Raw genomic sequence first — 12616 nt, 5'->3', positions numbered from 1 at the left:
CTAAACAGAAAGTTTGACCCAGCTCAACGAAGCCTCTTCAAACGGGCGTGCACAGTTCTCACTTCAGCTCATAAGCGTAGATTTTCTCGGCTTCCATCTGGTAGCCCGCATCGGCTAGCTCGCTGCTGGACGCCTTGACCTGCATCGTGCCTTCGATCCAGTAGGGTTGATAGAGGTCTTCGATACGCACGCCCATCTCGCTGAAGATGTGCACGATCTGGTTCGAGGGTGGCGGTGGCACGTGGATGCAGGCGCCGTAGTAGGGCACCAAGAGGAACTCGGTGGTGCGGCCTTCGTCGCTGACCTCCAGCGGCACGATGTAGCCGGGGATCTTCACGGGCTGGCCGTCCAAGGCCTTCACCACCGGTGCGTTGGGTGCCTGCTGGCGCGCGGCGGGGGCGGCCTCGGCAGCCAGCGCGTCGCTGATCTGCGACAGGTCGTGCAGCGGCGTCAGCTGCGGCGGGATGATCGGCGCGCCCTCGGGGATCAGCGCGGGCCAGTCCAGTTCACGAGGTTCGGCGGCACACACCGTGGATGCCAGCAAAACCACTGCCAGTAACAGGTAAAGCCAAGCAGTGGGGGCCTGCCTGTTGTCCATGGACGTCGCGGTCATGAAGGTTCTCAAAGATGAATCGACAGGCCATCGGCCAGCGACTGCCGGTAGGCACGCCAGGCTGGCACGCTGCCCATCAGCAGCGCCGCGCCAAGGATGATAGCCAGCAGCGTCCACTCATGGGCGCTTGGCCAGGCCAATGGCAGGTACAGCCCGTAGTTGGCCTGCACATAGCCCTGCGCCAGGGCAATGCCGGCATACAGCAAGCCAAGCCCGGTGGCGATGCCCGACAATGCCAGGGCCAGTGCCTCGAGCACCAGCAGCCCGGCGATATGCCAGGGACGGGCACCGACCGAACGCAGGATGGCCATCTCCCGGCGGCGCTCATTGAGGCTGGTGAGGATGGCCGTGAGCATGCCGATCAGACCGGTGAGCACAACGAACAGCGACACCACGAACAATGCCTGCTCGGCCGTGCCCATCAGGCTCCACAGCTCCTGCAGGGCCACGCCGGGCAGGATCGCCAGCAGGGGCTCGGCACGGTACTCGTTGATCTCGCGCTGCAGGCTGAACGTGGCGATCTTGCTGTTGAGCCCGAGCATGAAGGCGGTGATGGCGGTGGGCTGCAGGTCCATGGCGCGGGCCTGCTCGGCACTGATGCGCCCGGCGCCACGGGCCGGGACGCCGTTGTGCCAGTCGATGTGGATCGCCTCCATCCCTGCCAGGCTGATGTGCAGGGTGCGGTCCACCGGGGTGCCGGTGCGCTTGAGCACGCCGACCACGGTGAATGGCTTGTCGTCGTGCTTGACCAGGCTGATGGCGGCCACGCCGTGCGCCAGTACCAGCTTGTCACCCAGTTTGTAGTGCAAGGCCTCGGCGACTTCGGCGCCCAGCACCACTTCGAACGGATCGTCGGCGAACGCCCGGCCCTGGTCGAGTGCCAGGTGCTGGCGGCGACCGAACTGGTAATGGCTGAAGTAGTCGGCGCTGGTGCCCATCACCCGGCAGCCACGGTGCGAATCGCCCAGTGAAATCGGGATCGCCCACTTCACCCGTGGATCCTTGGCGTAATGCTCGTAGCTGTCCCAGCGGATGTTGTTGGTGGCATTGCCGATGCGGAACACCGAGTACAGCAGCAGATTCACCGACCCCGAACGGGCACCGACGATCAGGTCGGTGCCGCTGATGGTGCTGGCGAAACTGGCGCGGGCTTCGGTGCGTACCCGCTCGACGGCCAGCAGCAAGCACACCGACAGGGCGATGGCGAACGCGGTGAGCAGGGCGGTGAAACGGCGGTTGGCCAGGCTGGCCAGGGCAAGGCGAAGCAGGTACATCAGGCCTCCCGGGGCTTGGCGGCGCGATTGAGCTCGGCCAGGGACAGGTGGCGGTCGAACAGCGGCGCCAGGCTCTGGTCATGGCTGACGAACAGCAGGCTTGCGCCGGCGTCGCGGCATTCGTCGAACAACAGGCGGATGAACGCCTCGCGGGTGTCGGCGTCGAGGGCCGAGGTCGGCTCGTCGGCGATCACCAGCTCGGGCTGGCCGATCAGCGCCCTGGCCGCGGCGACCCGCTGCTGCTGCCCGATCGACAGGCTGTCGGCGCGGCGGGCGAGCAGGGCCGGGTCGTCCAGGCCCAGGTGGGCGAGCAACTGGGCAGCGGCCTGGTCGATGCTGCCGTGGCGCTGGGCGGCGCGAACGGCACGGCTTTTCGAGAAGCGGCAGGGCAGCTCGACGTTTTCGCGCACCGAGAGGAACGGCAACAGGTTGAACTGCTGGAAGATGTAGCCGGTGTGATCGACCCGGAAGCGGTCGCGTGCGCCCTGGCCCAAGGTCGCCAAGTCCTGGCCAAGCAGGCGGATGCTGCCCTGCCCTGGGCGGTTGACCCCGCCCAGCAGGCCGAGCAGGGTGGTCTTGCCACTGCCGCTGGGACCCTTGAGGAACAACGCCTCGCCGGGCTCCAGGCGAAACGCCGGGATCTCCAGCAGCGGCGCCTGGCCAGGCCAGGCGAACACCAGGTCATGCAGTTCGATCAGCGGCCGGCTCATTCAGAACTTGACCACGGCCTTGGCGGGGGTGGCCTCCACGCCTTTCTGGCCATTCGGGCCGATCAGTTGCACGTTGATCTTCTGGGTTTGCGGGAAGGTTTTGAACAGGTGGGCGAGGTCGATCTGGGTGAGTTTGCCCGGGGTGGCGCAGGTTAGCTGGTAACGAGCATCGATGTCGGCGTGCTGGTGCGCCTCGCCGCCAGCCTCGGGGGCATTACCGAACAGCGGGCTTTCCAGCTCCTGGGCCTCCTCCTTGCAACCGGCGGCCTGGGCGATGCCGAACAACTTCAGGGGTTGTTCGAGCTGCTGGCGGGCGGCGGTGACCTTGGCTTTGTCGGCGTCGCTGCTGGCGGCGTGTTCGAAGCCGACCAGGTTCATCGCCGGGCTGTCCAGCGCCAGCTCGAGGACGTTGCCGTCGAGTGCCGCGTTGAGCTTGGCCACGCCGTGCTCATGGGCGCCGAGGGTGCCATGGGCGTGATCGTGATCATGGTCGTGATCGTCGTGGGCATGGGCCACGGCCAGGGGAAGCAGGGCAAAGGGCAGGGCGAGCAACAGACGACGCATGGACGGCTCCACAGGCGGCTTGGGATGAATTTGTGATGTTATAACAATTTTTATTGGCGCCGCCAGACTGCCTGGCACAGGTTTCATGTTCGTGGGAGCATGGCGCAATCGAGCCTGGAAACAAGGAAATTATCGTGAGAATTCGTGGACAGATCGGCGAGTGGCCGGTGGATCTGACTGTCGAGCTGGAGCCGCATGAATGGGCGCAGCTGGGGCGTCAAATGGATATTCAGGCCCCGGTGGAAGCTGCGCCGGTCAGCGCCAACCCGGCACCTCGACAGGATGACGGACAGTGGGCGGCGGCGCGTGAGGTGCTGCGTCAGGCGGGTCAGATGGGTGGTCCGGAGCTGCTGGAGCGTCTGGAAGGTTTGGCCGGAAGCGTGGCGGCAGGCAAGCGGCTGCTGGTGCGCTTGCGCCATAGCAGTGAGGTGAAGGTGGAGAGTGGCGTGGATGCGCCGGTGTATCGTTGGGTGGGATGAGGGGGCCGCACAGCGGCCCCAGCAGCCTCAGAACAACGCGGAAGAGAGCTTGCGGCGGTACACACTGACCAGCGGATGCTCGGTGCCCAGCAGCTCGAACACCTGCAGCAGCGCCTTCTGCGGCAGGCCGTTCTCGTAGGCGCGGTTGCGCTGGAACAGCTTCAGCAGACCATCCATCGCGGCCTCGTACTGCTGGCGTGCCAACTGCTGGATGCACAGCTGGTAGGTTGCTTCGTCATCCTGCGGATTCTGCGCCAGGCGGCTCTTCAGCTCCGCGGCTTCCGGCAGGCTGGCGGCCTGGCGCAGGAAGGTCAGCTGGGCCTTGGCGCCGGCCAGTGCGGCCTTGTGCTCATCGGTCTTGACCGCGTCGAGCACCACCTGGGCCTCGCCCAGCTCGCCGCGTTCGGCCAGGCAGCGGGCGTAGAGGATCAGCGCCTCGGCATTGCTGTTGTCTTCACCCAGCAGCACCTGCAGCAGGGCCTCTGCCTCGCTGAAACGACTCTCGGCGAACAGCGCCTTGGCCTGCTCCAGCGGCGCGGCGGCGGGCGGCGCGGGCATCTGCACATGGGGTTCGAGCATCGCGCGGATGGCCGACTCGGGCTGCGCGCCGGCAAAGCCGTCGACCGGTTGGCCATCCTTGAACAGCACCACGGTCGGCAGGCTGCGGATGCCGAACTGGGCGACGATCTGCTGCTCGACGTCGCAGTTGATCTTGGCCAGCAGCAGCTCGCCCTGGTAGCCCTCGGCGATCTTCGCCAGCAGCGGCATCAGCGCCTTGCACGGCGCGCACCATTCGGCCCAGAAGTCGACCAGCACCGGCTTGTGGAAGGAGTTCTCGATGACCAGTTGCTGGAAGTTGGCATCGGTGGCATCGAAGATATAGGGCAGGCTTTGGTTAACTGGCGCTTGGCTCATCGCAACTCTCGCAAATCCGTGAATGCCCCACTATAAGGGCTCGCGGCTGGCGTGGTACAGGCTGACCCGGCGGAATTCGTGCGGCTCGGCCAGATCCGGCAGGGTCAGCGCCTCCAGCACGCCGAGCGGGCGGTACAGCGGATGGTTGAAATCGCGCACGCGCGAGTCGGCCACCAGCGCCTGGCGGCCACGGCCGAGGAATGCGTCCAGCAACGGCAGGTTGGCGCGGTCGTAGAGCACATCGGCGACCAGGATCAGGTCGAAGCGGTCGGCCTCGGCGAAGAAATCGCTGCTGTAGCCCAGCGTCACGCCGTTCAGTGCGGCGTTGGCGCGGCAGGCGTCCAGGGCCAGCGGGTCGAGGTCGCAGGCCACCACCTCCAGCGCGCCGGCCCGGGCGGCGGCGATCCCGGCGATGCCGGAGCCGGCGCCGAAGTCCAGCACGCGCTTGCCACGCACCCAGTGCGGCTGCTCGGCCAGGTAGCGCGCCATGGCCAGGCCACTGGCCCAGCAGAAGCTCCAGTAGGGCGGATCTTCGAGAATGCGCCGGGTTTCCTCGCTGCTGAATGCGCGATCCATGTTCTGGTCGTCGATCAACCAGAGTTTCAGATCGCATTCGGGCAGTTCGCTGACGATCAGGCGCGCTTCGCCGATCAGGCGGCTCAAGGCCTGTTGCAGGGCCAGCGGGGTCATCTACGGTGCCTTTTCGAAACGCAGCGGGCCGGTGGCCTGGGTCTGGGCCTGGGCGATGGGTACCGGAGGCAGGTGCAGGATCAGTTGCCCGGAGCGGCTGGCGCGGCCGCGCAGTTCGACGCGGGCGCCGGCCGGGAAGGCTTCGGGGTTGAAGCGCAGGCGGTAGGGCAGGGCCTGGCCGGTACCGCTCAGGGTGCTGCTGGCCAGCAGTTGCTGCGGGCGGCCACGCTCGTCGATCACCAGCAGGGCCAGCTCCACATCGGCACCTGCTGGGATTTCCATCAGGGTACCGCTCAGCTCGCGCTGGTAGGCCGGCAGCGGGCCCAGGGGTTCGGTCTTCTTCGCCACCTTGGCCGGCACCGGCGCCGGGGCCTGTTCCGGCTTGGGGCGGTCGCTGCCGCAGGCGGCGAGCAGGGCGGCGCAACACAGCACGACGAGCGCTCGAGGGTACATGGGGTCGTCCTTCACGGGCAGATTTGCATGGATGGTAAACCCTTTGGCTTGTCTTGCCAGTGCAATGCGCTACCATGGCCCTCCCTTTTTTTGTTGCCTGCCACCATGCACTGTCCGTTTTGCGGCGCCAACGACACCAAGGTCATCGACTCGCGCCTGGTCGCCGAGGGCGAACAGGTGCGTCGCCGTCGCGAGTGCGTCGCTTGCGGCGAACGTTTCACCACCTTCGAAACCGCCGAGCTGGTGCTGCCGCGGCTGATCAAGCAGGACGGCACGCGCCAGCCCTTCGATGAGGACAAGCTGCGGGCCGGCATGCAGCGCGCGCTGGAAAAGCGCCCGGTCAGCGTCGAGCGCCTGGAAGCGGCGCTGGCGCACATCAAGAGCCGCCTGCGTGCCACCGGCGAGCGTGAAGTGAAATCGCTGGTGGTCGGTGAGATGGTGATGGCCGAGCTGCGCAAGCTCGACGAAGTGGCCTACATCCGATTCGCCTCGGTCTACCGGCGTTTCCAGGACCTCGACGAATTCCGCGAAGAAATCGACCGCCTGGCCCGCGAGCCAGCCAAAGAGTAAGCATGTCCAGCCAAACCATTCTCGACGCCCACTACATGGCCCGGGCCGTGGAACTGGCCCGCAAGGGCCTGTACAGCACCCACCCCAACCCCCGCGTGGGCTGCGTGATCGTGCGCGATGGCGAGGTGGTCGGCGAGGGCTGGCATGTGCGTGCTGGCGAGCCGCACGCCGAGGTTCACGCCCTGCGCCAGGCCGGCGAGCGCGCCCGAGGCGCCTGTGCCTACGTCACCCTCGAGCCCTGCAGCCACCATGGGCGCACGCCGCCGTGCGCCGAAGCCCTGGTCAACGCCGGGGTGGCGCGGGTGGTGGCGGCCATGCAGGACCCCAACCCGCAAGTGGCCGGCAATGGCCTGCGCCGTCTGCGCGAGGCCGGCATCGAGGTCGCCAGCGGGGTGCTCGAAGCCGAGGCCCGCGCCCTCAACCCAGGCTTCCTCAAACGTATGGAGCACGGCCTGCCATTCGTGCGCGCCAAGCTGGCGATGAGCCTGGACGGTCGCACTGCCATGGCCAGTGGCGAGAGCCAGTGGATCACCGGCCCCGCCGCCCGTGCCGCGGTCCAGCGCCTGCGCGCCCGGTCCAGCGTGGTGCTGACCAGCGCCGAAAGCGTGCTGTTCGACAACGCCCGCATGACCGTGCGTGGCGAAGAACTGGGCCTGGATGAGGCGCTCACCGCCCTGGCCGTGTCGCGCCCGCCGCTGCGCGTGCTGATCGACGGGCGGCTGCGCCTGCCACTGGACGCGCCGTTCTTCCAGGCCGGCCCGGCGCTGGTGGTGACCGCCGCCGGCGAGGACCCTCGTTATGCCGCCGCCGGTCATGAGCTGCTCGACCTGCCCGGCAGCGACGGCCGCGTCGACTTGCCGGCCCTGCTGCGGGTGCTGGCCGGGCGCGGCGTCAACGAAATCCTCCTGGAAGCCGGCGCCGGCCTGGTCGGCGCCTTCGCCCGCCAGGGCCTGGTCGACGAGTACCAGTTGTTCGTCGCCGGCACCTTCCTCGGCTCCGATGCCCGTCCGCTGCTGGACTGGCCGTTGTCGAAAATGAGCGAGGCGCCGCGGCTGAAGATTACCGACATGCGCGCGGTCGGCGATGACTGGCGAGTCACTGCCATCCCCCTGCCGGCCCCCGGCGTATAATGCCTGGCTTGCTTCGCGCAGCCCGTACTTGAGGAGAACAGCATGTTCACCGGCATCATCGAATCCATTGGCACCATCCGCAGCCTCACCCCCAAGGGCGGTGACGTGCGTGTCTATGTCGAGACCGGCAAGCTCGACCTGGCCGACGTCAAGCTTGGCGACAGCATCGCGGTCAACGGCGTGTGCCTGACCGCCGTCGAGCTGCCCGGCGACGGCTTCTGGGCCGACGTCAGCGTCGAGACCCTCAAGCGCACGGCCATGATCGACCTCAAGAGCGGCAGCCGGGTCAACCTGGAAAAGGCCCTGACCCCGACCACCCGCCTGGGCGGCCACCTGGTCAGCGGCCACGTCGACGGTGTCGGCGAGATCGTCTCGCGCGCCGATAGCGCCCGCGCCATCCAGTTCCGCGTGCGTGCGCCCAAGGAGCTGGCCAAGTACATCGCCCACAAGGGCTCGATCACCGTCGACGGCACCAGCCTGACGGTCAACGAAGTCGATGGCGCCGAGTTCGAGCTGACCATCGTCCCGCACACCCTGTCCGAAACCATCATGGCCGACTACCGCGTAGGGCGTCGGGTGAACCTTGAGGTCGACCTGCTGGCCCGTTACCTGGAGCGTCTGCTGCTGGGCGACAAGGCCGCCGAGCCGAGCAAAGGCAGTGGCATCACCGAAAGCTTCCTGGCCGCCAACGGCTTCTTGAAATCCTGATTGAGAAGGGGGTGCCGCGTGGCGCTCAACAGCATCGAAGAACTGGTCGAAGACATCCGCCAGGGCAAAATGGTCATCCTCATGGATGACGAAGACCGCGAGAACGAAGGCGACATCATCATGGCGGCCGAGTGCTGCCTGCCCGAGCACATCAATTTCATGGCCAAGCACGCCCGTGGCCTGATCTGCATGCCGATGACCCGCGAGCGCTGCGAAACCCTGAAGCTGCCGCTGATGGCGCCGCGCAACGGTTCGGGCTTCGGCACCAAGTTCACCGTGTCGATCGAGGCCGCCGAAGGCGTCACCACCGGCATCTCCGCCGCCGACCGCGCCCGCACCGTGCAGGCGGCTGCGGCCAAGGACGCCAAGGCCGAGGACATCGTCAGCCCTGGGCATATCTTCCCGCTGATGGCCCAGCCCGGCGGCACCCTGGCCCGTGCCGGCCACACCGAGGCGGCCTGCGACCTGGCGCGCATGGCCGGTTTCGAGCCAAGCGGGGTGATCTGCGAGGTGATGAACGACGACGGCACCATGTCGCGCCGCGCCGAGCTGGAAGTGTTCGCTGCCGAGCATGGCTTGAAGATCGGCACCATCGCCGACCTGATCCACTACCGCATGATCCACGAGCGCACCGTGCAGCGCGTGTCCGAGCAGCCGATCGAGAGCGAGCTGGGCGAATTCAACCTGGTCACCTACCGTGACGCGGTGGAAGGCGACGTGCACATGGCCCTGACGCTCGGCAAGATCTGCGCCGAAGAGCCGACCCTGGTACGGGTGCACAACATGGACCCGCTGCGCGACCTGCTGCTGGTCAAGCAGCCGGGGCGCTGGAGCCTGCGCGCGGCCATGGCCGCGGTGGCCGAGGCCGGCAGCGGCGTGGTCCTGCTACTGGGCCACCCGCTGGACGGCGACGTGCTGCTGGCGCACATCCGCGAAAGCGCGGGCGATGCGCAGCCCAAGGCACCCACCACCTACAGCACCGTCGGTGCCGGTTCGCAGATCCTGCGCGACCTCGGTGTGCGCAAGATGCGCCTGATGAGTTCGCCGATGAAGTTCAATGCGATATCCGGATTCGATCTGGAAGTTGTAGAATACGTGCCCTCCGAGTGACTTGAGGCGGCCTGATCGCCCTTAAGCTCGAGTCAAAACCCTCCCGAGGCCGCCACAGCGCGGCCTCGCTCTTGAAGATGAGAACTCCGGAATGACCCTGAAGACCATCGAAGGTACCTTCATCGCCCCCAAAGGTCGCTATGCTTTGGTGGTTGGCCGCTTCAACAGCTTCGTCGTCGAAAGCCTGGTAAGCGGTGCAGTCGATGCCCTGGTACGCCACGGCGTCAGCGAAAGCGACATCACCATCATCCGTGCCCCGGGCGCGTTCGAAATCCCGCTGGTGGCACAGAAAGTCGCCCAACAGGGCGCTTATGACGCGATCGTCGCCCTGGGCGCGGTGATCCGTGGCGGTACCCCGCACTTCGAATACGTGGCGGGCGAGTGCACCAAGGGCCTGGCCCAGGTGTCCATGGAGTTCGGTGTTCCGGTGGCCTTCGGCGTACTGACCGTCGATTCCATCGAGCAGGCCATCGAGCGTTCCGGCACCAAGGCCGGCAACAAAGGTGCCGAAGCTGCCCTGTCCGCTCTGGAAATGGTCAGCCTGCTGGCGCAGTTGGAGGCCAAGTGATTAGCGACGAAAGCGATCGTTTCAACCCGCGCGATCCAAAACCCGCGGATGCCGGCAAGCCCTCGAAGAGCGCCAAGCGTCGCGAAGCCCGCAAGCTCGCCACGCAAGCGCTCTACCAGTGGCACATGGCCAAGCATTCGCTGAACGAGGTCGAGGCGCAATTCCGGGTCGACAACGATTTCACCGATATCGACGGCGCCTACTTCCGCGAGATCCTGCACGGGGTCCCGGCGAAGAAGGCCGAGATCGACGAGGCGCTCAAGCCTTGCCTGGACACGCCGCTGGAAGAGCTCGACCCGGTCGAGCTGGCCGTGCTGCGCCTGTCCACCTGGGAATTCATGATGCGCGTCGACGTGCCGTACCGCGTCGTCATCAACGAAGGTGTGGAGCTGGCGAAGGTGTTCGGCGCCACTGACGGCCACAAGTTCGTCAACGGCGTGCTCGACAAGCTGGCTCCGCGTCTGCGTGAGGCGGAAGTCAAGGCGAACAAGCGCTGATCGCGGCGCTGACGAGCCATGGGTGAGTTCGAGCTGATCCGCCATTTCTTCGCCGCAGCGCCCTGTGCGCAGGGCGGCGAGGGCGTGGCCCTGGGGATCGGCGACGACTGTGCCCTGCTGGACCTGCCTGCCGGCGAGCAGCTGGCAATCTCCACCGACACGCTCGTGGCCGGTGTGCATTTCCCCGCAGTCTGCGACCCGTTGCTGCTCGGCCAGCGTTCGCTGGCCGTGGCGGTCAGCGACCTGGCGGCCATGGGCGCCACGGCCATCGGCTTCACCCTCGCCCTCACCCTGCCCCAGGTCGGCGCGCAATGGCTTGCCGGCTTTGCCGACGGCCTCGGCCGCATGGCCGCGCGCTGCGGTATCAGCCTGATTGGTGGCGACACTACACGGGGCCCGTTGAGCATCACCGTGACCGTGTTCGGCCGGGTGCCGACCGGCCAGGCGCTGCGTCGCAGCGGCGCGCAGCCGGGCGACCTGCTGTGTGTCGGTGGTTTCCTGGGCAACGCGGCGGGGGCCTTGCCGCTGGTGCTGGGCGAACGTGAGGCGGCTGCCGATGTGGCCGGGCCATTGCTCGAGCATTACTGGTCGCCCTTGCCGCAACTGCAACTGGGCGAGCGCCTGCGCGGCCTGGCCACGGCGGCGCTGGATATTTCCGACGGCCTGCTGGCCGACTGCGGGCATATCGCCAAGGCGTCCGGCGTTGCGCTGCAGGTGAACCTGGCGCAGGTCCCCGTGTCTGCTCCTTTACAGGCTTTCCTCGGTAGAGAAGCGGCCTTGCATGCAGCGCTCACCGGTGGTGACGACTACGTGCTGGCGTTCACCGTGCCGGAAAGCGCACTGACCGCCCTGGCCCGCGAGGTGCACGTCATCGGTCGTGTACTGCAAGGCCAGGGCGTGACCTTGCGTGACCCGCAAGGCCAGGACATCACCCCCGTGCAGCGGGGCTATCAACATTTCAGGGAGACACCGTGACCGACCACCCCAACCAGGTGCCTGCGGAGTTCGTTCCGCCTTCGGTCTGGCGCAACCCGTGGCACTTCATCGCCTTCGGCTTCGGCTCCGGGACTTTGCCCAAGGCCCCGGGAACCTGGGGTTCGCTGGTGGCGCTGCCGTTCATCCCGCTCTGGCAGATGTTGCCCGACTGGGGCTATTGGCTGTTGCTGGGCATCAGCATGCTGTTCGGCGTGTGGTTGTGCGGCAAGGTGGCCAACGACTTGCGCGTGCACGACCACGAGGGCATTGTCTGGGACGAGATCGTCGGCATGTGGATCACCCTGTGGCTGGTGCCGGAAGGTTGGCAGTGGCTGCTGGCGGGGTTCCTGATGTTCCGCTTCTTCGACATCCTCAAGCCGTGGCCGATCCGCTGGGTCGACCGCCATGTGCATGGTGGGTTCGGGATCATGCTCGACGATATCCTGGCCGGCGTGTTCGCCTGGCTGGGCATGCAGGTTCTGGTGTGGGCGGTGGCCTGATACAGGGAGCGTTGCGATGGGCCTGAAGGCTGTGGTGCTGGCATCGATGCTGTTGGTCGCGGGGCCGGGTGCGATGGCCCAGGAGGCGCCGGCGCAGGTGCGTCTGGTCAGCGAGGCGTGGGTCGACTACACCAATGCCGATGGCAGCGGGCTGGCCTGGGACGTGTTGCGCAAGGTGTTCGAGCCGGCCGGGGTCAAGGTCGTGGTCAAGAGCGCGCCCTACAGCCGCGCCGTCGGGCTGGTGAAGCGCGGCGAGGCGGATGCCTGGGTCGGCTCCTACAAGGAAGAGAACGCCGACAACCTGTACCCGCAGTGGTACTTCGACCAGGACCATATCTATGCCCTGGGCCTGGTCGACAAGCCGGTGCCAACGCTCGAGACCATCGGCCAGTACCGGCTGGCCTGGGTGCGCGGCTACGACTACGCCAGCTATCTGCCCGGGATCCATAACTTCCGCGAGATCCAGCGTCGCGAGGGCATCCTGCCGATGCTCGTACATGACCGGGTCGATTTCTACATCGATGCGCTCGCCGAGGTCGACTATGTGCTTGGCCAGGCGCCCGATGCCACGCGCTTTCGCCGCACCCATGTCGCCGAGCTGCCGTTGTACCTGGCCTTCACCCACAGTGAGCAGGGAAAAGTCCTGCGCGACCTGTTCGACCGGCGCATGGAGCAACTGGTGCGCAGCGGCGAGCTGAAGCCGATCTTTGAGCGCTGGAAGCAGCCTTATCCGTTTACGGATGATCACCTGCCTCATCAATAAATGCCCCGCAGTCCGCTCCCGCAGGGGCCGGTGTGCGGCCATATGCATCTAACTTTTCGATCTTAAGCCACGATATTCCTCCTGCGCACCTGCGCCG

Annotated in this window: 17 protein-coding genes; 10 read left to right on the top strand and 7 right to left on the bottom strand. The window is 66.7% G+C overall.

Annotation, left to right across the window (positions count from 1 at the left end; translation table 11 throughout):
- Positions 1 to 58: 58 nt before the first annotated feature.
- The 4 genes from KHO27_RS19375 to KHO27_RS19360 are packed head-to-tail and all read right to left on the bottom strand — an operon-like array spanning position 59 to position 3161.
- On the bottom strand, positions 59 to 613 hold the full coding sequence (locus KHO27_RS19375; RefSeq protein WP_502937577.1) for a DUF3299 domain-containing protein: 555 nt from the start codon (positions 611 to 613) through the stop codon (positions 59 to 61).
- Between the two features lie 8 nt (positions 614 to 621).
- Positions 622 to 1887: an ABC transporter permease gene (locus KHO27_RS19370; RefSeq protein WP_214500653.1), complete on the bottom strand. Its 1266-nt coding sequence runs from the start codon at positions 1885 to 1887 to the stop codon at positions 622 to 624.
- The gene (locus tag KHO27_RS19365) at positions 1887 to 2597 is read right to left on the bottom strand and encodes an ABC transporter ATP-binding protein (RefSeq protein WP_110704221.1); all 711 of its coding nucleotides are present in this window, start codon (positions 2595 to 2597) and stop codon (positions 1887 to 1889) included. Before KHO27_RS19365 ends, KHO27_RS19370 begins: the two co-directional genes overlap by 1 nt.
- Complete coding sequence (locus tag KHO27_RS19360) at positions 2598 to 3161, bottom strand: DUF2796 domain-containing protein (RefSeq protein ID WP_110704219.1); 564 nt, start codon at positions 3159 to 3161, stop codon at positions 2598 to 2600.
- Positions 3162 to 3295: 134 nt separating this feature from the next.
- On the opposite strand from KHO27_RS19360, the gene KHO27_RS19355 reads away from it, so the two are divergent.
- Positions 3296 to 3640, top strand: coding sequence for a hypothetical protein (locus tag KHO27_RS19355; protein ID WP_110704217.1), 345 nt, complete (start codon positions 3296 to 3298; stop codon positions 3638 to 3640).
- Positions 3641 to 3667: 27 nt separating this feature from the next.
- Here the strand turns inward: KHO27_RS19355 and trxA are convergent, their stop codons facing one another.
- Genes trxA through KHO27_RS19340 form a run of 3 tightly spaced genes read right to left on the bottom strand, consistent with a single transcriptional unit; the run spans position 3668 to position 5698 of the window.
- Entirely contained in the window at positions 3668 to 4555 is an 888-nt protein-coding gene (gene trxA / locus KHO27_RS19350) for a thioredoxin (protein ID WP_111533282.1), read from the bottom strand.
- 30 nt (positions 4556 to 4585) lie between these two features.
- Complete coding sequence (locus KHO27_RS19345) at positions 4586 to 5245, bottom strand: class I SAM-dependent methyltransferase (RefSeq protein ID WP_214500652.1); 660 nt, start codon at positions 5243 to 5245, stop codon at positions 4586 to 4588.
- The gene (locus tag KHO27_RS19340; RefSeq protein WP_038707256.1) at positions 5246 to 5698 is read right to left on the bottom strand and encodes a YbaY family lipoprotein; all 453 of its coding nucleotides are present in this window, start codon (positions 5696 to 5698) and stop codon (positions 5246 to 5248) included.
- Positions 5699 to 5803: 105 nt separating this feature from the next.
- Between KHO27_RS19340 and nrdR the strand changes: the two genes are divergently transcribed.
- The 9 genes from nrdR (at position 5804) to KHO27_RS19295 (ending at position 12519) form a co-directional block, all read left to right on the top strand.
- Positions 5804 to 6268, top strand: coding sequence for a transcriptional regulator NrdR (gene nrdR / locus KHO27_RS19335; protein WP_009685710.1), 465 nt, complete (start codon positions 5804 to 5806; stop codon positions 6266 to 6268).
- A 2-nt stretch (positions 6269 to 6270) separates the two neighbouring features.
- Positions 6271 to 7398, top strand: coding sequence for a bifunctional diaminohydroxyphosphoribosylaminopyrimidine deaminase/5-amino-6-(5-phosphoribosylamino)uracil reductase RibD (gene ribD, locus KHO27_RS19330; RefSeq protein ID WP_110704209.1), 1128 nt, complete (start codon positions 6271 to 6273; stop codon positions 7396 to 7398).
- 42 nt (positions 7399 to 7440) lie between these two features.
- Entirely contained in the window at positions 7441 to 8106 is a 666-nt protein-coding gene (locus KHO27_RS19325) for a riboflavin synthase (RefSeq protein WP_214500651.1), read from the top strand.
- An 18-nt stretch (positions 8107 to 8124) separates the two neighbouring features.
- Positions 8125 to 9216 (top strand): bifunctional 3,4-dihydroxy-2-butanone-4-phosphate synthase/GTP cyclohydrolase II, encoded by a 1092-nt coding sequence (ribBA, locus tag KHO27_RS19320; RefSeq protein ID WP_038707258.1) that lies wholly within the window; start codon positions 8125 to 8127, stop codon positions 9214 to 9216.
- A 91-nt stretch (positions 9217 to 9307) separates the two neighbouring features.
- Positions 9308 to 9784, top strand: coding sequence for a 6,7-dimethyl-8-ribityllumazine synthase (gene ribH / locus KHO27_RS19315; RefSeq protein WP_023631199.1), 477 nt, complete (start codon positions 9308 to 9310; stop codon positions 9782 to 9784).
- Positions 9781 to 10281 carry a transcription antitermination factor NusB gene (gene nusB / locus KHO27_RS19310; RefSeq protein WP_023631200.1) on the top strand — a complete coding sequence of 167 codons (501 nt, stop codon included), beginning with the start codon at positions 9781 to 9783 and terminating at the stop codon, positions 10279 to 10281. The genes ribH and nusB overlap by 4 nt, the downstream gene beginning before the upstream one ends.
- 18 nt (positions 10282 to 10299) lie before the next feature.
- A complete protein-coding gene (gene thiL / locus KHO27_RS19305; RefSeq protein ID WP_110704205.1) occupies positions 10300 to 11256 on the top strand; it encodes a thiamine-phosphate kinase in 957 nt (318 codons plus the stop codon).
- Positions 11253 to 11756, top strand: a complete 504-nt coding sequence (locus KHO27_RS19300) for a phosphatidylglycerophosphatase A family protein (RefSeq protein WP_023632630.1) — start codon at positions 11253 to 11255, stop codon at positions 11754 to 11756. Before thiL ends, KHO27_RS19300 begins: the two co-directional genes overlap by 4 nt.
- 16 nt (positions 11757 to 11772) lie before the next feature.
- The gene (locus tag KHO27_RS19295; RefSeq protein WP_214500650.1) at positions 11773 to 12519 is read left to right on the top strand and encodes a substrate-binding periplasmic protein; all 747 of its coding nucleotides are present in this window, start codon (positions 11773 to 11775) and stop codon (positions 12517 to 12519) included.
- Positions 12520 to 12616 lie beyond the last annotated feature (97 nt).

It is taken from the genome of Pseudomonas sp. RC3H12 (genome assembly GCF_018596375.1).
Classification (GTDB): domain Bacteria; phylum Pseudomonadota; class Gammaproteobacteria; order Pseudomonadales; family Pseudomonadaceae; genus Aquipseudomonas.
This window is presented reverse-complemented; position numbering and strand designations above follow the sequence as displayed.